Source organism: Massilia sp. UYP34, from assembly GCF_056279385.1.
The window spans coordinates 342,471-360,791 of record NZ_JBWBRF010000002.1 but is presented as its reverse complement, the minus strand read 5'-3'; the positions used below and the strand labels follow the sequence as shown (position 1 = coordinate 360,791).

The 18,321-nt window shown below is 66.1% G+C and carries 16 protein-coding genes; 6 read left to right on the top strand and 10 right to left on the bottom strand.

Features of this window, described 5'->3' with window-relative positions; genetic code table 11:
- Positions 1-119: 119 nt before the first annotated feature.
- Together ACZ9AQ_RS04995 and ACZ9AQ_RS04990 are read right to left on the bottom strand one after the other, a co-directional pair.
- On the bottom strand, positions 120-2,006 hold the full coding sequence (locus ACZ9AQ_RS04995; RefSeq protein ID WP_429202318.1) for a propionate--CoA ligase: 1,887 nt from the start codon (positions 2,004-2,006) through the stop codon (positions 120-122).
- A gap of 64 nt (positions 2,007-2,070) precedes the next feature.
- Positions 2,071-3,684, bottom strand: a complete 1,614-nt coding sequence (locus ACZ9AQ_RS04990; RefSeq protein WP_429202320.1) for a 4-hydroxyphenylacetate 3-hydroxylase family protein — start codon at positions 3,682-3,684, stop codon at positions 2,071-2,073.
- A 73-nt stretch (positions 3,685-3,757) separates the two neighbouring features.
- Between ACZ9AQ_RS04990 and ACZ9AQ_RS04985 the strand changes: the two genes are divergently transcribed.
- Positions 3,758-4,441 (top strand): TetR/AcrR family transcriptional regulator, encoded by a 684-nt coding sequence (locus tag ACZ9AQ_RS04985; RefSeq protein ID WP_429202322.1) that lies wholly within the window; start codon positions 3,758-3,760, stop codon positions 4,439-4,441.
- A 2-nt stretch (positions 4,442-4,443) separates the two neighbouring features.
- A complete protein-coding gene (locus ACZ9AQ_RS04980; protein ID WP_429202323.1) occupies positions 4,444-4,995 on the top strand; it encodes an isochorismatase family protein in 552 nt (183 codons plus the stop codon).
- A gap of 221 nt (positions 4,996-5,216) precedes the next feature.
- On the opposite strand, the gene guaA is transcribed toward ACZ9AQ_RS04980, so the two are convergent.
- Positions 5,217-6,827 (bottom strand): glutamine-hydrolyzing GMP synthase, encoded by a 1,611-nt coding sequence (gene guaA / locus ACZ9AQ_RS04975; protein WP_429202324.1) that lies wholly within the window; start codon positions 6,825-6,827, stop codon positions 5,217-5,219.
- A 144-nt stretch (positions 6,828-6,971) separates the two neighbouring features.
- Positions 6,972-8,432, bottom strand: coding sequence for an IMP dehydrogenase (gene guaB / locus ACZ9AQ_RS04970; protein WP_429202326.1), 1,461 nt, complete (start codon positions 8,430-8,432; stop codon positions 6,972-6,974).
- A 152-nt stretch (positions 8,433-8,584) separates the two neighbouring features.
- On the opposite strand from guaB, the gene ACZ9AQ_RS04965 reads away from it, so the two are divergent.
- A complete protein-coding gene (locus ACZ9AQ_RS04965) occupies positions 8,585-9,085 on the top strand; it encodes a DUF4124 domain-containing protein (protein WP_429202328.1) in 501 nt (166 codons plus the stop codon).
- A 4-nt stretch (positions 9,086-9,089) separates the two neighbouring features.
- On the opposite strand, the gene ACZ9AQ_RS04960 is transcribed toward ACZ9AQ_RS04965, so the two are convergent.
- The 3 genes from ACZ9AQ_RS04960 to ACZ9AQ_RS04950 all read right to left on the bottom strand — a co-directional run bounded on the left by ACZ9AQ_RS04960 (position 9,090) and on the right by ACZ9AQ_RS04950 (position 11,278).
- On the bottom strand, positions 9,090-10,259 hold the full coding sequence (locus tag ACZ9AQ_RS04960; RefSeq protein ID WP_429202330.1) for a GGDEF domain-containing protein: 1,170 nt from the start codon (positions 10,257-10,259) through the stop codon (positions 9,090-9,092).
- Between the two features lie 265 nt (positions 10,260-10,524).
- Positions 10,525-10,854, bottom strand: a complete 330-nt coding sequence (locus tag ACZ9AQ_RS04955) for an RnfH family protein (protein ID WP_429202332.1) — start codon at positions 10,852-10,854, stop codon at positions 10,525-10,527.
- Positions 10,847-11,278, bottom strand: a complete 432-nt coding sequence (locus tag ACZ9AQ_RS04950; RefSeq protein ID WP_208277973.1) for a type II toxin-antitoxin system RatA family toxin — start codon at positions 11,276-11,278, stop codon at positions 10,847-10,849. The genes ACZ9AQ_RS04955 and ACZ9AQ_RS04950 overlap by 8 nt, the downstream gene beginning before the upstream one ends.
- Positions 11,279-11,372: 94 nt before the next feature.
- Between ACZ9AQ_RS04950 and smpB the strand changes: the two genes are divergently transcribed.
- A complete protein-coding gene (smpB, locus tag ACZ9AQ_RS04945) occupies positions 11,373-11,822 on the top strand; it encodes an SsrA-binding protein SmpB (RefSeq protein WP_005667675.1) in 450 nt (149 codons plus the stop codon).
- Positions 11,823-11,847: 25 nt separating this feature from the next.
- Here smpB and ACZ9AQ_RS04940 read toward each other — a convergent pair whose 3' ends face one another.
- Both ACZ9AQ_RS04940 and lepB read right to left on the bottom strand, forming a co-directional pair.
- Complete coding sequence (locus ACZ9AQ_RS04940) at positions 11,848-13,053, bottom strand: multidrug effflux MFS transporter (protein WP_429202334.1); 1,206 nt, start codon at positions 13,051-13,053, stop codon at positions 11,848-11,850.
- A gap of 146 nt (positions 13,054-13,199) precedes the next feature.
- Positions 13,200-13,871: a signal peptidase I gene (gene lepB / locus ACZ9AQ_RS04935; RefSeq protein ID WP_429202336.1), complete on the bottom strand. Its 672-nt coding sequence runs from the start codon at positions 13,869-13,871 to the stop codon at positions 13,200-13,202.
- 158 nt (positions 13,872-14,029) lie between these two features.
- Here lepB and ppk1 point away from each other — a divergent pair, with 158 nt between their 5' ends.
- Positions 14,030-16,192 carry a polyphosphate kinase 1 gene (gene ppk1, locus ACZ9AQ_RS04930; protein ID WP_429202338.1) on the top strand — a complete coding sequence of 721 codons (2,163 nt, stop codon included), beginning with the start codon at positions 14,030-14,032 and terminating at the stop codon, positions 16,190-16,192.
- Entirely contained in the window at positions 16,164-16,622 is a 459-nt protein-coding gene (locus tag ACZ9AQ_RS04925; RefSeq protein WP_429202339.1) for a SixA phosphatase family protein, read from the top strand. Before ppk1 ends, ACZ9AQ_RS04925 begins: the two co-directional genes overlap by 29 nt.
- A 111-nt stretch (positions 16,623-16,733) precedes the next feature.
- On the opposite strand, the gene ACZ9AQ_RS04920 is transcribed toward ACZ9AQ_RS04925, so the two are convergent.
- Positions 16,734-18,182: a Ppx/GppA phosphatase family protein gene (locus ACZ9AQ_RS04920; RefSeq protein WP_429202341.1), complete on the bottom strand. Its 1,449-nt coding sequence runs from the start codon at positions 18,180-18,182 to the stop codon at positions 16,734-16,736.
- Positions 18,183-18,321 lie beyond the last annotated feature (139 nt).

Genomic DNA, 18,321 nt, shown 5'->3' with positions numbered 1-18,321 from the left:
GGTTTGACCGGCGCGTGGCGGGACGGTTCGGGAGATCTTGTGCTCGAGCCAGGCCGAATGCCGGTCGACGGCAGTCGACGAGAGAAGCTGCGGGTGGCTGGGGATGCGCAGCGCCGGTGCTAACTACCGACTGGCTCCTTTTGTAGAGACTCGGCCACTTCGACCATGGCGGCAGGATTTTCAAGCGTACTCAGGTCGCCCGGGTCGCGCCCTTCGGCGAGCGCCTGCAGTGCCCTCCTCAGCAGTTTCCCCGACCTGGTCTTCGGCAGCGCGGAGACGAAATGGATATCGGATGGCCGCGCCACCGCTCCCAACTGGGTGGCAACCAGCTGTTTCAGGTCGGCTTTCAGCCGAGCGCTGCCCTGCTTGACGGCCGCGAACACCAGCGGCACCTGTCCCTTCAGCGAATCCGCCACGCCGACCACCGCGACCTCCGCGATCGCCGGGTGGGCCGCAATGCATGCTTCTAGTTCGCGCGTGCCGATGCGATGGCCTGCCACGTTGATGACATCGTCGGTTCGTCCCAGGATGAAGAAATACCCGTCCTCGTCGCGAACTCCCCAGTCGAACGTGCTGTAGACGACTTTCCCGGCAATGCTGCGCCAGTAAGTGTCGACGTACCTGTCGTCGTCGCCCCACACGGTCTGCATGCAACCGGGCGGTAACGGCGCCACAATCGCGACCACGCCCTTCCGGTTGGCGCCGGCGATCTCTTCGCCGGTGAGCTCGTCGATCAGCTTGACGTCGTAACCGTACATCGGCAATCCCGCACTGCCCGCCTTCGGCGCGCACTTGTCGAAGCCGATGGCCGATGCCAGGATCGGCCAGCCGGTTTCGGTCTGCCAGTAGTTGTCGACGATCGGCACCTGCAAGGTATCCTGCACCCAGCCGGACGTCGCTTCGTCGAGCGGTTCGCCGGCGAGGAACAGGGCCCGCAGCGAGCTCAGGTCATGCTTGCGCGCCGCATCCTGCCCTTCCTTCTTGAGCACGCGAACGGCCGTCGGGGAACTGAACATCGCCCGCACCCGGAAGCGCTCGACCAGCGACCACCAGATATCCGGGCCCGGCCGTGTCGGCAGGCCCTCGTACATCAGGGTCGTCATCCCGGCAATCAAGGGGCCATAGACGATATAGCTGTGCCCGACGACCCACCCGATGTCGCTGGTGGCGAAAAAGGATCCGCCCGGCTCGCCCAGGAAGATGTGCTTCATGCTGGAGGAAAGGGCGACCGCATAGCCACCGGTATCCCTTTGCACCCCTTTCGGCTTGCCTGTCGTCCCGCTCGTGTACAGGATATACGAGGGATGGGATGCATCGACCCATGCGCATGGCACGGACGCGCCCCCGGCCACCCTGGCCCGTGCGCCGGCATAGTCCACGTCCCGCCCTTCGACCCACGCTGGCGCGCTCAGTCCGCGATCGACGACGAGTACCTGCTGCGGCTTGTAGGCCGAGGCTTCGATGGCCTGGTCGAGCAAGGGCTTGTAGGCGATGACCTTGCCGTCGCGCGAACCCGCGTCGGCGCAGACGATCAGCTTCGGGGCCGAATCTTCGATGCGCGTCGCCAGGCTTGCGCTGGCAAAGCCACCGAACACGACGGAGTGAATGGCGCCCAGCCGGACGCACGCGAGCATCGCGAACGCGGCCTCCGGAATCATCGGCATGTAGATCAGCACACGGTCGCCCTGGGCGACACCATGCGCGACAAATACGGCCGCCATCGCCTGCACTTCCGCGTGCAGATCGGCGTAGGTGTAGATGCGTTCCTGGTTGACTTCGGTCGAATGCCAGACCAGGGCGGGCTGGTCGGCACGGTCGATGAGATGCCGGTCGACCGCATTATGGCAAAGGTTGAGCTTGCCGCCAGCGAACCACCTGGCAAATTCCGGGCTTGCCGTGGAGAGGACGGCGTCAAAGGGGCGATGCCAGTCGATGGCCTGTGCCTCGCGAGACCAGAAAGTCTCCGGCGATTCGATCGACTCATGGTAAAAGACCGGATAATCCATGCGCGCTCCAGATGTGAGTGATTCATCAGGGCCGGGCCGCCCGCGGCAGCCGGCGGCATCGGTATCACTGCGCTCGGGTGCTCACGGGAAGCGGTACCATCACCGGCTGCCCCGGCTTGGAGCAGCCGGTATCGCAGCAGCGGCCGGGCTGGCGATTCCTGGTGATCGAGCGACTTTCGTCGTGCAGGATACCACGCTCGAGCAGGCGCTCCACCAGCTCGACCTTGCTTCCGACCGGGTAGTTGCGCCAGATTTCCTGCTTCATGGCGGCCGGCGACCCGCCACCGTGCAGGCTGATCACCGAGTACCAGCCGCCCTGATAGGATGCCGTCAGGTCTTCGATGAAGCGTGCCGTCTCGATGCGCTTGTCGTAGGGGATGTCCGGGCTGGCCTGCAGCACTTCGGAGAGCCTGGCAGCCGTCGCCGGGTTATGGTCTTCGTCCGGCCCCGGCAGCGCGACGATCAGGCCGCCGGAAACCTCGTGCGCGATCCGGTGCATGTCGTAGATTTTGGTCGCCAGCAGCAACTTGCCGATGTTGCTGAACACCGGGTCGGGCATGAATGAGCCGCTGTATTTGTCCTGGGTGGCATAGACGCTTGCCGCGACACCGCAGGCATAGAAGCCCTCGGTAATGGTGATCAGCTCCACCATCGGGTCGCGCAGATTGCTCTTGGCGCCCGGATCGAGGCCGTTGGCTTCGCACATCAGTGCGCCGGCGCCGATGAGCAGGTCGCCGAACCCGGCGCGCGCTGCGATACAGCTGTGGCGGTGGTGGGTCGCATAGCTATAGGTCAGCACATGGCTGTGTTCCCAATCGCCGGCATAGAACACGCGTTCCCAGGGAACGAAGACACGGTCGAACATGACCACGGCCGTGGACTGGCCGTATTTGCGCGAGAACAGGGCGTCTCCGTGCTCCAGCTTTTCGCCGGGTCGCCCCGCCGGCCGGGCGACGATCGTGATGCCCGGTTCATCCACACGCACCGCGCAACATACGGCAAAGTCTTCGTCCTCCTGTCCCATGTTCCGGCTCGGCATGACCAGCAACTCGTGCATGTAGGGCCCGCCCGTCACGATGGCCTTGGTGCCGCTGATGACGATGCCCTTGCCGTTGCGTTCGACGATGTGGACGTAGGTATCCGGATTGGCCTGCTGGTGCGGCTTCCTGCTGCGGTCGCCCTTCGCGTCCGTCATCGCCACGCCGATCGACAGATCCTGGTCCTGCACGTGGGCCAGGTAGGCATCGAAGCGGGCCCTGTGCTCGGCCGAGCCTTTGGCGTCGTCGATACAGGCGACCGCCTGCGCCAGCCCGTTCAGGGCATCGTGGGCCAGATAACGCTGCGCGCACCCCGTTTCCTGGCACAGCACCCGCACGGCCTCGAGCTTGTTCAACAGGTCGCCGGCCGACTCGTTCAGGTGCAGCATCCTGCTGACCACACGGTTGCGCCGGGTCTGGGTGGCCAGCGCGATCGGCTGCAGTTCGGGGCGCAGCGCGTAGTCGTAAGTGTAGGCCAGGGCATTGATGCCGGGCCGGAAGGCCGGCTCGTCGGCCACGCTGTCGACTTCGCGTCCGTCGACGTAGACCCTGGGCTTGTACTCACGCAGCGATTCGCGGTACTGCTCGCCGGACATCAGGTCGACGCAGGTGGCCGGCGCAGCTTCGTGGGGGACGTTCATCGCGATCTCCATTGAACAGTGATCTTCAGATTAAACGGTGTTCAATCCGCTTGTCAACGTTTATACTGACCCCATGAACACCCCATCGTCCGCACCCCGCCGCAGCGCCGGCAAGAAGGAAAAGGAGACCCAGGTCGCGCGCCAGGCACGCCACCAGGCATTGGCCGACGTCAGGCGCGAACTGATCCTGGATGCCGCGCGGTCGGCCTTCTTCGAACTGGGAATGGAAAAGACGAGCATCCGCGAGATCGCGCACCGGGCCGGCTACACGCCAGGCGCGATCTACAGCTATTTCGCCAGCAAGGAAGCACTCTACGGCGCCCTGCTCGGCGAATCGCTCGACAGGCTCAATGCGCTGGTCGAGCACGCCCGCGAGAACTGCGCTCCGGGAGCGGACTGCCTGCGCGCGACGGCGCGGGCCTTTTTTGAATTCTATCGCGAGAATTCGCGCGACCTCGACCTCGGCTTCTACCTGTTCCAGGGCATGCAGCCGCGGGGCCTGACGCCGGAACTGAACGAGACGCTCAATGCACGCCTGCGCGATGCGCTGCAGCCCTCTCAGGACGCCTTGCAACAGCTCGGCCTGACGGCGACGAAGGCGCTGCAAGAAGTCACCGCGCTGTTCGCTCATACCGTCGGTTTGCTGGTGCTCAGCCACACCGGGCGTATCCGCATGTTCAGGCAAGCATCGCAGGATCTGTTCGACACCTATCTCGCACAGCTGGTCTCCCGGGCTGAAGCGCATTCGCGGAGTTGACGATGACTATGATGCGTGCTGAAAAAAGCGTACTGGTGCTGGTGGACTACCAGTCGAGGCTGATGCCGGCGATTCACGAAGCTAGCCACGTCGCGGGCATTGCACAGCTGCTCGGCCAGGTAGCGCGGCTGCTCGGCATTCCAGTACTGGGGACCGAACAGAATCCGGACAAGCTCGGACCGAACCTTGAACAGGTCAAGGCCGGGTGTGACCGCACCCTCGCCAAGACCCACTTCGACGCGTGCAAAGACGGGCTGCTGGGCGCGCTGGACGACGCGAAGCCCGGATGCGAGCAGATCGTCATCGCCGGTTGCGAAGCCCACGTCTGCATGATGCAAACGGCGCTCGGACTGCTTGAAAGCGGGAAGCGCGTCTGGGTCGTCGCCAATGCAAGCGGTTCGCGCCACCCCGGCGATCACGCCGCTGCGATGAGCCGACTGGCCCACGCAGGCGCGACGATCGTGACCCACGAGATGGTCATGTTCGAGTGGCTGGGCGACTGCAGGCAGGCACGCTTCCGTGAAGTGCTGGAACTGATCAAGGCATCCGCCTGAGGCGAGGCGGGAGAACTTCGAGCGTTCGAGCCGATACGAAGACGAGCACGCCGCCAGCGGTCAGCGCCAGTTGTCGGGCCGTATCAAGCACGCGCGGCATCGGGCGTCCAGGCGACGCAGGGAAGCCGGCACAACAGGCAACCGGGCGCCGCTGCCCCCGTCCAGGATGAGGAAATCAGGGGCTCAGGCGTCGTTGATGCCACTCTTTGCCACGCTGCGTTTCACTCCCACTCAATCGTCGCCGGCGGCTTGCCCGAAATGTCATACACAACGCGATTCAAACCACGCACCTCGTTGATGATCCGATTGCTCACCTTGCCCAGCAGCGAATGCGGCAAATGCGCCCACTGCGCCGTCATGAAGTCCAGCGTCTGCACCGCACGCAGCGCCACCACGTACTCATAAGTACGCCCGTCGCCCATCACCCCCACCGACTTCACCGGCAGGAACACGGCGAACGCCTGGCTGGTCGCCTCGTACCAGTTCACCGGCGCCTTGCCCGCATCGATGCCCGGCACGTGCGGCACTTCGAACGGGGTGTTGCGCAGCTCTTCGATGAAGATCGCGTCCGCCTCGCGCAGCAGATCGGCATACTCCTTCTTCACCTCGCCCAGGATGCGCACGCCCAGGCCAGGGCCCGGGAACGGATGACGATAGACCATGTCATGCGGCAGCCCCAGCGCCACGCCGAGTTTGCGCACCTCGTCCTTGAACAGCTCGCGCAGCGGCTCGAGCAACTTGAGGTTCAGGGTCTCCGGCAGGCCGCCCACATTGTGGTGGCTCTTGATGGTCTGGCCCTTTTTGCCCTTGCCGGCCGATTCGATCACGTCCGGATAAATCGTGCCCTGCGCCAGCCACCTGGCGTTGGTCAGCTTGCCCGCTTCGACCTGGAATACCTCGACGAACTCGCGGCCGATGATCTTGCGCTTCTGCTCGGGGTCGGTGACGCCGGCCAGGTGACCCATGAACTGCGCCTCGGCATCGATACGCACGACTTTTACGCCGAGGTTCTTGGAGAACATGTCCATGACCATCTTGCCTTCGTCCTTGCGCAGCAGGCCGTGGTCCACGAACACGCAGGTCAGCTGGTCGCCGATCGCGCGGTGGATCAGCGCGGCGGCGACGCTCGAGTCGACGCCGCCCGACAGGCCCAGGATCACCTCATCGGTGCCGACCTGCTCGCGGATCTTGGCGACGGCTTCGCCGATATAGTCGGGCATGTTCCAGTCCGACTTGCAGCCGCAGATCTCGTGCACGAAGCGGCCGATGATGGCTTCGCCCTGGGTGGTGTGGGTCACTTCCGGGTGGAACTGCAACGCGTAGAAGCGGCGCTCTTCGTCGGCCATCGCGGCGATCGGGCAGCTGTCGGTCGAACCCATCAGCTTGAAGCCTTCCGGCATCTCCAGCACCTTGTCGCCGTGACTCATCCAGACCTTCAGCATGCCGTGGCCTTCGTCGGTCACAAAGTCGTTGATGCCGTTGAGCAGCGCCGTATGGCCGCGGGCGCGCACTTCGGCGTAGCCGAATTCGCGCTTCAGGCCGTTCTCGACCCTGCCGCCCAGCTGGGCCGCCATGGTCTGCATGCCGTAGCAGATGCCCAGCACCGGCACGCCGGCTTCGAATACCGCCTGCGGCGCGCGCGGCGAATCGCCTTCGAGCGTCGAGTTGTGGCTGCCCGACAGGATGATGCCCGAGGCGCCGTATTCGCGGACGAACTCGTCGCTGACGTCATAGGGGAAGACTTCGGAGAACACGCCGGCGTCACGCACGCGGCGGGCGATCAGCTGGGTAACCTGGGAACCGAAATCGAGGATGAGGATTTTGGAATGCATAGGGAGACAGTAGGTGGTGATCGTAGGGTGGATGGCTGCGCCGGCCACGCGTTCAAACAGCGCGTGCGTCGATTGAACGGGTGGGAGGGGAACCCGTCCACCCCACAAGAGCGCAGCCGTCGCTAAGGCCGCGGCGGATGTCGATTACTCCGAACGGTAGTTCGGCGCTTCTTTCGTGATCTGCACGTCGTGCACATGCGATTCGCGCATGCCGGCCGAGGTGATCTCGACGAACTCCGCCTTCTCGCGCAGCTCATCGATGGTCGAGCAGCCGCAGTAGCCCATCGACTGGCGCACGCCGCCGATCAGCTGGAAGATGATCGCCAGCACGCTGCCCTTGTAGGCGACACGGCCTTCGATGCCTTCCGGGACGAACTTGTCGGCCGTGCTCGAGGCTTCCTGGAAGTAGCGGTCGGCCGAACCGTCGGCCATCGCGCCCAGGCTGCCCATGCCGCGGTAGGATTTGTAGCTGCGGCCCTGATACAGGATCACTTCGCCCGGCGCTTCTTCGGTGCCGGCGAACATCGAACCCATCATGACCGTGTGGGCGCCGGCTGCCAGCGCTTTCGAGATGTCGCCCGAGAAGCGGATGCCGCCGTCGGCGATGCACGGCACACCGGTGCCTTCGAGCGCCTTGGCCACGTTCGAGATCGCGGTGATCTGCGGCACGCCGACGCCGGCGACGATACGGGTGGTGCAGATCGAGCCGGGGCCGATGCCAACCTTCACCGCATCGGCGCCCGCTTCCACCAGCGCCAGCGCCGCGGCGGCGGTGGCGATGTTGCCGCCGATGACGTCCACGTGCGGGAAGCGCTCCTTGATCCATTTCACGCGGTCCAGGATGCCCTGCGAGTGGCCGTGGGCGGTGTCCACCACCAGCACGTCCACGCCGGCGGCGACCAGCAGTTCGATGCGCTCCTCGTCGCGCGGGCCCACGCCGGTGGCGGCGCCGACCAGCAGCTTACCCTGCGAATCTTTTGAGGCCAGCGGGTGCTCGTGCGACTTTTGAATGTCTTTCACGGTGATCAGGCCGCGCAGCTCGAAGTCGTCGTTGATCACCAGCACGCGCTCCAGGCGGTGCTTGTTCATCAGGCGCTTGGCTTCAGCCGTGTCCGCGTTCTCCTTCACGGTCACCAGCTTCTCGCGCGGCGTCATCTTGGCGCGCGCTTCGGCTTCCAGGTCTTCCTCGAAACGCAGGTCGCGGTTGGTGATGATGCCCACCACCTGGCTGCCCTCGACCACCGGGAAGCCGCTGATGCCGTGCTGCTGCGAGAGCGCCAGCACTTCACGGATCTTCATGGTCGGCGGGATCGTGATCGGGTCGCGCAGCACGCCGGCTTCGAAACGCTTCACCCGCGCCACTTCGCGCGCCTGGTCGCTCGGCCTCAGGTTCTTGTGAATGATGCCGATGCCGCCCTCTTGCGCCATTGCGATCGCCAGACGTGATTCGGTGACGGTGTCCATGGCCGCCGACAGCAGCGGAATGTTCAGCGTGATGTTCCGGGTCAGCTTGGTACGCAGCGAGGTTTGGGCCGGGAGAACGTTGGAATAAGCCGGGACGAGCAGCACGTCATCGAAGGTGAGTGCTTTTTGGAGGAGACGCATAGTATTTCCTATAGGCGCAAAAGCGAATTATACAGAAACTCCCCATTGCCGTCGCCGGGGAGGCGCAAAATTTCTTTTGCATGGTGCGCCCGGCAATTGACAGCCGAGCCAGGACATGGCGAAATCGACGCGATTCAATCAGGAACCATCTCATGCCTCTTCTGTCCAGACACGCCCTCGGCGCCCTGCTCCTCTTTGCCGCGACCGCCGCCCATGCCCAGTACGTCTGGATCGGCCCCAACGGCACGCGCCAGTATACCGACCGCCCACCGCCGCCCGGCACGCCGGCCAGCAAGATCCTCAAGTCGCCCGGCCGCCCGGCGCCCGAACCAGCGCCTCCTGCGGAACCTGCCGCCGCGACGCCAACCGGGGGCCAGGCCGCGGCCAGAGCGCCCACCCTGGCCGAGCAGGAAGCCGCCTTCCGCGAACGCAGCAAGGCGCGCGCCGAGCAGGAGCAAGCAAGCCAGGAAGAAGCCGCGCGCCGCCGGCGCCTGGCCGAGCATTGCGCCGCGGCGCGCGAGACAGAGGCCAGTCTCGCCTCGGGCATGCGCGTCGCGCGGGTCGGACCGGATGGCGAAAAAACCTATCTGAGCGACGAAGAAAAGGCCGCGCGCAGCGAACAGGTGAAGCGCGCGCTGCAGGAGTGCCGCTGAGCCGCTACGCCGCCGGCTCGCTCAGTTTGCCGCTCAGCGCGCCGCTCATCGGGCCGGTGAGCGGCTCGGGCGCGACCTCCACGCGGTTGCGCCCGCCCGCCTTGGCCGCGTACAGGGCCGTATCGGCGCGCGCCATCAGGCTGGCGATGTGCTCGCCAGGTTGCAGCATGGCCATGCCGATGCTGACCGTACAGGACACGCCGGCCTCGCCCGCCCCCGCCGGCAGCGCGTGTTCGAGCGCGGCGCGCAGGCGCTGCGCCACCGCGAGCACCGTGCCGCCGTCGGCGTCGGGCAGCAGCACCGCGAACTCTTCGCCGCCCAGGCGCGCGCAGTAGTCGATCTTGCGGATGGCTTGCCGGGTGCGCTCGACGAGGTCGCGCAGCACCTGGTCGCCGACCCCGTGGCCATGGGTGTCATTGATGCGCTTGAAGTGGTCGGCATCCACCAGCAACAGGCCGAGACCGCTGCCACTGCGCCCGGCCCGCGCCAGCTCGCGCTCGGCGAAGGCGAAGAATGCGCGGCGCGAGGCGGCGCCGGTCAGGTGATCGTGGTCGGCGGCGTGCATGCTGGCGGCGATCAGGCGCGCATTGGCCATCATCACGGCGCCCAGCGTCAGCGCCGGCAGCGCCAGGGTGCCGATCGCAAAGAACACCATATTGTAGTTGCTCGCCTCGAGCAGCGAATAAGGCTGGTAGGCATCGATGGCGTAGAAGGCGCCGCGCCAGGCGTGGCCCACGCCCAGCACCAGGGCGGCGCAGCGGGTGAAGATGAACGAATAGCGCAGGCGCGGCTCGGCCGGCGCGCGCAAGGCGACGCCGATCGCGAAACAGACGGCGCTGTGGTAGATCGACATCGCCACGATGCGCAGCGGCGGCGAATCGACGGCAAGATGGAAGAACACGAGCGCGGACATGGCGGCCAGCGCCCCGCACGCCAGCATCCGCCACGGGACCGAGCGCCCCAGGAAACGGCGAAAGCCCGCATAGCACATCGTGATCGTGCCCATGTAGAGCGCGTTGGCCACCTCGATGCTCAGGAAATCGGGGACCAGCCCGCGCCCGGCGAACAGCGTCAGCGCCACCACCGCCAGCAGGTTCGCCCGTCGCCACTCACGGATACCCGCCACCTCGCTCTTGGCGAGCGACGACAGGACCAGCAGCATGACACCGGACAAGGCGGTGGTCACCAATAACAAACTTACGGCATTTAATATCGGCACAGCAATAAGGCGGGTAGTAACGCGGCGGGTGGACACACCGGCATGGCGGCACGGCGGCGACGAATGGGCGCCATCGTGTCAGGCCAGGCTCCGGGGCGCCGTGCGCCCTTGCCTTTCGCCGCATGCACGCCTCGGCCCATGGGAGTCGTCATGATACCAAGAAACCCCGTGGAATCTATCCAATTATTGCGGGCGCACAACAGACAACGCGTGCGTGCCGCTAGGCGCCGTCGTCGGCCAGGTCGGCCCCAGCGGCGGGCGCGCCGCGCGCCTTCTTGGCCGCGCGCTTGCGGCGCGACTCCTTGGGATCGGCCACGAGCGGCCGGTAGATTTCGATGCGGTCGCGCTCGCGCAGTACGGTGTCGAGCGTCTTTTTCTTGGCATAGATGCCGACCGGCTGCGTCGTCAGGTTGATGTCGGGAAAGGCCTGGAGCACGCCGCTGCGCTCGATCGCCTCGCCGATGGTCGTGCCCGCGTCGACCTGCATCGGGTGCAGCCATTCGACCCGGTCGCTGGCATAGCACACCGAAATGCGCAGCGTCTCAGCCATACAGCGCCTCGGCGCGCTTGCAGAACGAGTCGACCATGCTGTTGGCGATCATTCCGAATACGGGGCCGACGATCTGCGCCAGGATCACGCTCGAGAACTCGTACTGCATGTCGAAATCGATCTTGCAGGCATCTTCACGCAGGGCCTTGAAACTCCAGGTTGCCTCCAGCATCTTGAAAGGACCGTCCACCAGGTGCATCTTCATCTGGGTCGGGCGCTGGTTGTGGTTCGCCGTCGTGAAGCTTTGCTTAACGCCGTGGAAATTGATCTGCAGGCTGGCGACCAGTTTGTCGTCAGTCCGCTCCACCACCTTGACGCCCGCACACCAGGGCAGGAACTTGGGGTAATCCTCGACCTTGGCGACCAGGTCGAACATCTGTTCTGCGCTATAGCCAAGGAAAACTGATTTGTGCACTACTGCCATTGGTCAACCGTTTGTTATGATGTTGGTCATTTGCATGCGCCGTTTGTTGGCGCAATGGCAGTAGTTTAACCGACACGCGAATTTTCGCCTTTTCATGAGCATCGCTGACAATAAAAAAGCATTTTTTGACTACTTCATCGAAGACCGCTACGAAGCGGGCCTGGTGCTGGAGGGTTGGGAAGTAAAAGCCATCCGCGAAGGGCGGGTGCAGATCAAGGAAGCCTATGTGCTCGTCCGCAACGGCGAGCTCTACCTGTTCGGCGCGCACGTCAGTGCGTTGACGACGACTTCCACCTTCAGCCACCCGGAGGCGCTGCGCTCGCGCAAGCTGCTGCTGCACCGCGCCGAGATCGACAAGCTGATCGGCAAGGTCGAGCGCGCCGGGTTCACGCTGGTGCCGCTCAACCTGCACATGAAGAAAGGCCGCGTGAAATGCGAGATCGGCCTGGCCAAGGGCAAGAAGCAGCACGACAAGCGCGCCACCGAGAAGGACCGCGACGCCAAGCGCGAAGTCAACCAGGCCATGAAGACCAACCGCCGCTGACGCGGCCGTGGTGTGGGCGGACGTGTCAGGCGCCCAGCGCGCCCGGCGCCACCGCGCTGCGCACCGACAGGCGCCAGGCGCCAAAGCTCAGCAGCAGGCCGGCCGCCACGCCCAGCGCCAGTTTCAGGGCGCTGTCGAACAGCAGCGGCGCCACCAGGCCCGACACCAGCGCGAACGACATCATCTGGATGAAGCCGACCATCGACGAGGCCAGGCCGCGGTTGCGCGGAAACAGGCCCATCGCGGTCAACTGCAGCGCCGGCATCGCCACCGCGAGGCCGAAGGTATAGACGAACAGCGGCAGCACCGACCACGGCACGCTGGCCGGGAACAGCGCGTGATAACCGACGTTGAGCGCCACGCCCAGCGCCATCAGCACGTAGCCGGTCCGCATCATGGCGCCGGGGGTCGCGCCGGGGGTCGCACGGTGAGCGCGCCTGCCGCCCCAGGCCGAGCCCACCACCATGCCTCCCACCAGCGGGATGAACATCCACGCGAACGCCGTCTCGGGCAGGCCAAGGATCTCCATCACGAAGTTCGAGGCCGAACCGATGTAGAGCGACAGGCCGCTGAAGGCCAGGCCCACCGACAGCGCCAGGAACACGAATTGCGGGTTGCGCAGCACCATCAGGTAGTTGCGGCCGATGGTTCCGGGGTGGAAGGCCTGGCGCTTGTCGACCGGCAGGCTTTCGGGCAGCATTTTCATGACCAGGACGATCAGCGCCGCGCCGAACACGGCCAGGAACACGAACGACGCGCGCCAGCCGAAGTGCACGTGCAGCCAGCCGCCCAGGATCGGGGCGATGGCCGGCGCCAGGCCGAACACCATCATGATGTGCGACATCATGCGCTGGGCTTGCGCGCCCGAAAAACGGTCTTGCACGATGGCCTGGCCGATCACCGAACCGGCGCCGGCCGACAGGCCCTGCAGCGCGCGAAACACCAGCAGCCAGCCGAAGCTCGGCGCCCACGCCGCGCCGATCGAGGCCAGCGTGTAGACCAGGAGCGCGGCCAGGATCACGGGCCGGCGGCCGAAGGAATCCGACAGCGTGCCGTAGAACAGCATCATGAAGGCGAACGTGAACAGGAACACGCTCAGGGTCTGTTGCACGGCCACCGGGCCGACCCCGAATTCGACGCCGATCGCCGGCATCGACGGCAGATAGGTATCGATGGCCAGGGCGCCGATCATGCCGAGGCAGGCGAGGATGACGGTGAGGAGCTTTTGCATGTACTACACTTTCGGGATCATTGCGAATGGGCGCCTGGATACCGCACGATGCGATCGTCAGGGGGACGCGATTGTACGCCATGTCGCCCCCTTCAATCCTCACCGATCCTCACCCCGTGCTGCGGCGCGGTCGCCCCGGCGTCGCCCTACGGCGCGCGCAGCGACAGGCCGAAGCGGTCCAGGCGCGGCATCCAGTCTTCCTGGTAGGCGGCCGACACCAGGATGCGCTCGGCGCGGCCGATCAGCTTCTCGCGCGGCACCAGGCCGATCACGCGCGAATCGGCGCTGTCGTTGCGGTTGTCGCCCAACATCAGGTACTGGCCGGCCGGGACGCGCAACGGGTCGAAGCTGCGCGGCGCCGCAACGCCCGGCAAGACCTGGATGCGCTGGCGCGTGCCCGCCACCCGCTCTTCCAGCCGGATGGCGTCGACCGCGTGGCCGCGGCTGCGCTCGCGCGCCTCGCCCAGCACCGAATAGCTGGCGCCCTCGCCATTGATGAACAGGCGGTCGCCCCGCATCTCGACCAGGTCGCCCGGCACGGCCAGCACGCGCTTGATCAGGCGGATGTCGTCGTGCGGCGCGTGAAATACGACCATGTCGCCGCGCGCCGGCTCGCCCAGGTGCGCCACGCTCCGCTCGGTCAATGGTATCTTGAGGTCGAAGGCCATGCGGTTGATCAGCACCACGTCGCCCTCCAGCAGGTTCGGCCGCATCGAGCCGCTCGGGATCGGGCTCCAGTCGGCCACCGCGCTGCGAAACACGCCGAACAACAGCAGGAACATCAGGAAGCCCTTGTTGGCGCGTACGAAGTTTCTCATGGACGGCTCCTCGGTGAATGGAGCGCCAAGCATAGCCGTCGCCATCGTATCAAGGCTTAACAGTTCGTTAAGTCAATTGCAGGCGAAGGGGCGCCGGTGTCACCGGGTTGTCATATTTGACATCTACACTGACTGCGGGACGACTACGACCGCAGAATATGGACATGAAGAAAAAGGCCATCGAGGCTGAGCTCAAACAATTTTCCGACAGTGGCGCCTACCTGAACCGCGAACTGTCGCTGCTCGAATTCAACCGCCGCGTGCTGGCCCAGGCCGAAGACCCGTCGGTTCCCCTGCTCGAACGCCTGCGCTTCTTGTGCATCGTGGCGAGCAACCTGGACGAGTTCTTCGAAGTGCGGGTCGCCAGCCTGCTGGCCCAGTACCAGATCGACCGCGACAGCGGCGCCCTGCCCGACGTCCTGGCGGCCGACCTGGAACGCGCCAGCGCCGAATGCCGCCACCTGATCGCCCGCCAGTACAGCCTGTTCAACACCGAGATCCAGCCGCAACTGTCCGAGCACGGCATCCATCTGCTGCACCGCAGCGAACGCAACCCCGCCCAGCGCGCCTGGGTCAAGCAGTACTTCGACAACGAGGTGCGCCCGCTGCTCACGCCGATCGGGCTCGATCCGGCCCATCCCTTCCCGCGCGTGATCAACAAGAGCCTGAACTTCATCGTGGAGCTCAGCGGCAAGGACGCCTTCGGGCGCGGCTCGGGCATCGCGATCATGAAGGCGCCGCGCGTGCTGCCGCGCGTGATCCGGCTGCCCGACGAGCTCTCGGACAAGAAAGGCGCCTCCTACTGCATGCTGTCGTCGGTGATCCAGGCCCACATGGCCGACCTGTTCACCGGCCGCGAGGTGGTGTCGCACTCGCAATTCCGCGTCACCCGCAACAGCGACCTGTGGGTCGACGAGGAAGAAGTGAAGAACCTGCGCCAGGCGCTGCGCAGCGAGTTGCACAGCCGCCAGTACGGCTTCGCCGTGCGCCTGGAGGTGGGCCGCTCCTGCCCCGAGCACCTGTCGGACTTCCTGCTCGACCAGTTCCAGATCGACCGCAGCCGCCTGTTCACGGTCGACGGCCCGGTCAACCTGGGCCGGCTGCTCGAGATCGTCAACGCCAACGACCAGGCGGAACTGAAATTCCCGCCCTTCGTGCCCGGCTATGCCGGCAAGCTGTCCGGCCCGGACCTGTTCGCCACCCTGCGCAAGCACGACGCGCTGCTGCACCACCCGTTCGAGTCGTTCCAGCCGGTGATCAACTTCATCGGGTGCGCGGCGGCCGATCCCAACGTGGTGGCGATCAAGCAGACCATCTACCGCGCCGGCAGCAATTCGGAGCTGGTCGAAGCGCTGATCGAGGCCGCGCGGCGCGGCAAGGAAGTCACCGTCATCGTCGAACTGATGGCGCGCTTCGACGAGGAAGCCAACATCAATTGGGCCGAGAAGCTCGAGCAGGCCGGGGCCCAGGTGGTGTATGGCGTGGTGGGCCTCAAGACCCATGCCAAGATGGCCCTGGTGCTGCGCCGCGAACCCAGTGGCCTGCGCCGCTACGCCCATCTCGGCACCGGCAACTACAACCCGACGACGGCCAAGTTCTATACCGACATGGGCCTCCTGACCGCCGATCCGGAACTCACCGCCGACGTCAACGAGGTGTTCATCCACCTCACCAGCATGACCCGGCCCAGGCAGCTGGCCAGCATCTGGCTGGCGCCGTTCTCGCTGCAGAAAGAGATCGTGCGCGCGATCCGCCAGGAAGCCGAGATCGCGCGCCATGGCCGGCCGGGCCGCATCATCGCCAAGATGAATTCGCTCACCGACGAATCGGTGATCAAGGCGCTGTACGAGGCCTCGCAGGCCGGAGTCAAGATCGACCTCATCGTGCGCGGCGCCTGCTCGCTGCGGCCGGGCGTGGACGGCCTGTCCGACAACATCAAGGTGCGCTCGATCGTCGGCCGCTTCCTGGAGCACACCCGCATCTTTTACTTCCGCAACGACTTGAAGCACGACGTGGTGCTCAGCAGCGCGGACTGGATGAACCGCAACCTGTTCCGCCGGGTCGAAGTCGCATTCCCGATCCGCTCGACCGCGCTCAAGCGGCGCGTGCTGCGCGAGGGGCTGCACCCCTACCTGAAGGACAACGTCAATGCCTGGGAGCTGGCGTCCGACGGCCATTACCGGCGCCGCAAGGCGCGCGGCAAGCAGCCGCAGTACAGCGCGCAGCAGGTGCTGATGGACATGCTCGGCGCCGCCAGCCTCAAAGGGGACGCCAACGACAAGGAGACCGACAATGGAACTGATCCTGTGGCGCCACGCTGAGGCCGAGCCGGGCGAGCCGGATGCGGCGCGCGCACTCACGCCCAAGGGCCAACGCCACGCCGCGCGCATGGGCGCCTGGCTCGACCGCAAGCTTCCGCCCGCCTGCCGCATCCTGGTGAGCCCGGCCAGGCGCTGCATCCAGACCGTCGAGGCGCTGGGACGGCGCTACGAGGTGGTCGAGGCGCTCAGCACCGACTCGAGCGCGGAGGCGATCATCGCCGCCTGCGGCTGGCCCGGGCACCGCCAGCCGGCGCTGATCGTCGGCCACCAGCCGCTACTGGGGCAAGTCGCGTCGATGGTCGTGTGCGGAGACAAGCAGGATTGGCGCATCCGCAAGGCGGGCGTGTTCTGGATCGAGCACAAGGGGGCGGACGGCGTACCCTTTATCCGGCTGGTGGCGGGGCCCGACGTGATCGGCAAATTGCGCTGAACGGCGTGGGGTTGGCGGCTTGCTGCAATGCGGTGATGGTGATCGGCTCCGGTATCGCGCCGAATGATCTAGTGGCAATCTATCACCGCGTCGGCGGCAAAGCCGCCGACCCTACCGCACCTGGAAGCCGATTCCGACCTCATTCCAGTTGCCCTCTTCCTTCTCGAACCACGGCGCCAGCGTCGGATGGCGCGCCAGCAGTTCCGGCGGCAGGTCGATCTCGATCCTGCTCTTCATGCGCAGGCGCAGGCCGCCGATGTCGTTGTCGGCGCGCGCGTGCATGAACACCACCGCCAGGCGCAGCGCCAGCACCGCCTTGGCCAGGTCGGGATCGATCAGCGCGTCGCGGATCTTGCGCAGATTGCCCTTCTGCCCCAGCACCAGGGTCGCCAGCAGGCGCTGCTCGCGCGTGGTGAAGCCGCCCAGGTCGGCGTGCTCGACGATGTAGGCGCCGTGCTTGTGGGCCCCGCTCATCGAGATGGCCAGGCCGATCTCGTGCAGCATGCCGCTCCAGGCCAGGTAGTGCGGCTGGCTGTCGGCCTGCGGCTGCAGGCGTTCGTACAGCAGGGTCGCGATGCCGCAGGTGCGCAGCGCGCGCTGGGTGTCGACCCGGAAGCGCTGCATGCAGGAGCGGACCGCGGCGTCGCGCCGGTCGCGCCGGTTGGCGCGCAGCTCGAGGTCGGACAGCACGCCCAGGCGCAGCCCGGCATTGACCACCTGCAGGCGCTCGACCTTCAGCTCCTGCATGGCGCCGATGAGCACCGTCAGGCCGCCGACCATCACCGGCACCCGGTCGCGCTTGACGCCCGGAAGCGAGACGGCTTCCACGTGGCCCAGCTCGATCAGCAGGTCGCGCAGCAGCAGCAGGCTGGCCTGCGACACCGCACCGTCGCCGATCGCGTTACGGCCGATGACTTCCGAAATGGCGCGCATGGTGCCGGACGAGCCGTAGGCGGCGTCCCAGCCCTGGGCGTGATACAGCGAGGCGGCGTCCTCGAAGCGGGCGCGCGCCGCGGTGACGGCGGCGTCGAAGGCGCGCGCGGTGATGCGGCCGTCGGGGAAATAGGCGCGCACCTGCGGCTGGGTGCCGATGCCGAACGACTCGACCAGGTGGATCTCGGCGCCGGCGCCGGCGATGACCTCGGTCGAGCCGCCGCCGATGTCGATCACCAGCCGCCGCTCGTCGTGGCGCTCGATGGCGCGGGTCACGCCCATGTAGATCAGGCGCCCCTCTTCCTCGCCCGAGATGATCTCGATCGGGTATCCGATCGCCGCTTCGAGCTGCGGCAGCAGCTGGTCGGCGTTCTTCGCCACGCGCATGGTGTTGGTGGCGACCACGCGCACGGCGTCGAGGTGGTATTCGTCGAGGATCTTGCGAAAGTCGTGCAGGCAGGCGATGGCGCCGCGCATCGCCGCCTCGCTGAGCATGTTCCGGCTGTCGAGCCCCGCCGCCAGGCGGATCGGATCGCGCGCGGTGCGCACGATGTGCATGCGGGCGCCGAGCGGCTCGCCGATGTGCAGGCGGAAGCTGTTGGACCCGAGGTCGACTGCTGCAAACATGAGGCCCTTTCGAGAATGGACGAATCCCGCGGCCAGCTCATGCTGTGCGGAATCGACTGGCGCCAAGTATACAGCGTGGCGCGGGCCGTCACCAACCCCGGCGCACCAAACGTGCCCCGGGCGCCGCGCGGCGCCGCCG

Excerpts from the sequence above, each read along its gene's own strand:
- ACZ9AQ_RS04995 (WP_429202318.1), bottom strand. The coding sequence starts at position 2,006 with ATGGATTATCCGGTCTTTTACCATGAGTCGATCGAATCGCCGGAGACT.
- ACZ9AQ_RS04990 (WP_429202320.1), bottom strand. The coding sequence starts at position 3,684 with ATGAACGTCCCCCACGAAGCTGCGCCGGCCACCTGCGTCGACCTGATG.
- ACZ9AQ_RS04985 (WP_429202322.1), top strand. The coding sequence starts at position 3,758 with ATGAACACCCCATCGTCCGCACCCCGCCGCAGCGCCGGCAAGAAGGAA.
- ACZ9AQ_RS04980 (WP_429202323.1), top strand. The coding sequence starts at position 4,444 with ATGACTATGATGCGTGCTGAAAAAAGCGTACTGGTGCTGGTGGACTAC.
- guaA (WP_429202324.1), bottom strand. The coding sequence starts at position 6,827 with ATGCATTCCAAAATCCTCATCCTCGATTTCGGTTCCCAGGTTACCCAG.
- guaB (WP_429202326.1), bottom strand. The coding sequence starts at position 8,432 with ATGCGTCTCCTCCAAAAAGCACTCACCTTCGATGACGTGCTGCTCGTC.
- ACZ9AQ_RS04965 (WP_429202328.1), top strand. The coding sequence starts at position 8,585 with ATGCCTCTTCTGTCCAGACACGCCCTCGGCGCCCTGCTCCTCTTTGCC.
- ACZ9AQ_RS04955 (WP_429202332.1), bottom strand. The coding sequence starts at position 10,854 with ATGGCTGAGACGCTGCGCATTTCGGTGTGCTATGCCAGCGACCGGGTC.
- ACZ9AQ_RS04950 (WP_208277973.1), bottom strand. The coding sequence starts at position 11,278 with ATGGCAGTAGTGCACAAATCAGTTTTCCTTGGCTATAGCGCAGAACAG.
- smpB (WP_005667675.1), top strand. The coding sequence starts at position 11,373 with ATGAGCATCGCTGACAATAAAAAAGCATTTTTTGACTACTTCATCGAA.
- ACZ9AQ_RS04940 (WP_429202334.1), bottom strand. The coding sequence starts at position 13,053 with ATGCAAAAGCTCCTCACCGTCATCCTCGCCTGCCTCGGCATGATCGGC.
- lepB (WP_429202336.1), bottom strand. The coding sequence starts at position 13,871 with ATGAGAAACTTCGTACGCGCCAACAAGGGCTTCCTGATGTTCCTGCTG.
- ppk1 (WP_429202338.1), top strand. The coding sequence starts at position 14,030 with ATGGACATGAAGAAAAAGGCCATCGAGGCTGAGCTCAAACAATTTTCC.
- ACZ9AQ_RS04925 (WP_429202339.1), top strand. The coding sequence starts at position 16,164 with ATGGAACTGATCCTGTGGCGCCACGCTGAGGCCGAGCCGGGCGAGCCG.
- ACZ9AQ_RS04920 (WP_429202341.1), bottom strand. The coding sequence starts at position 18,182 with ATGTTTGCAGCAGTCGACCTCGGGTCCAACAGCTTCCGCCTGCACATC.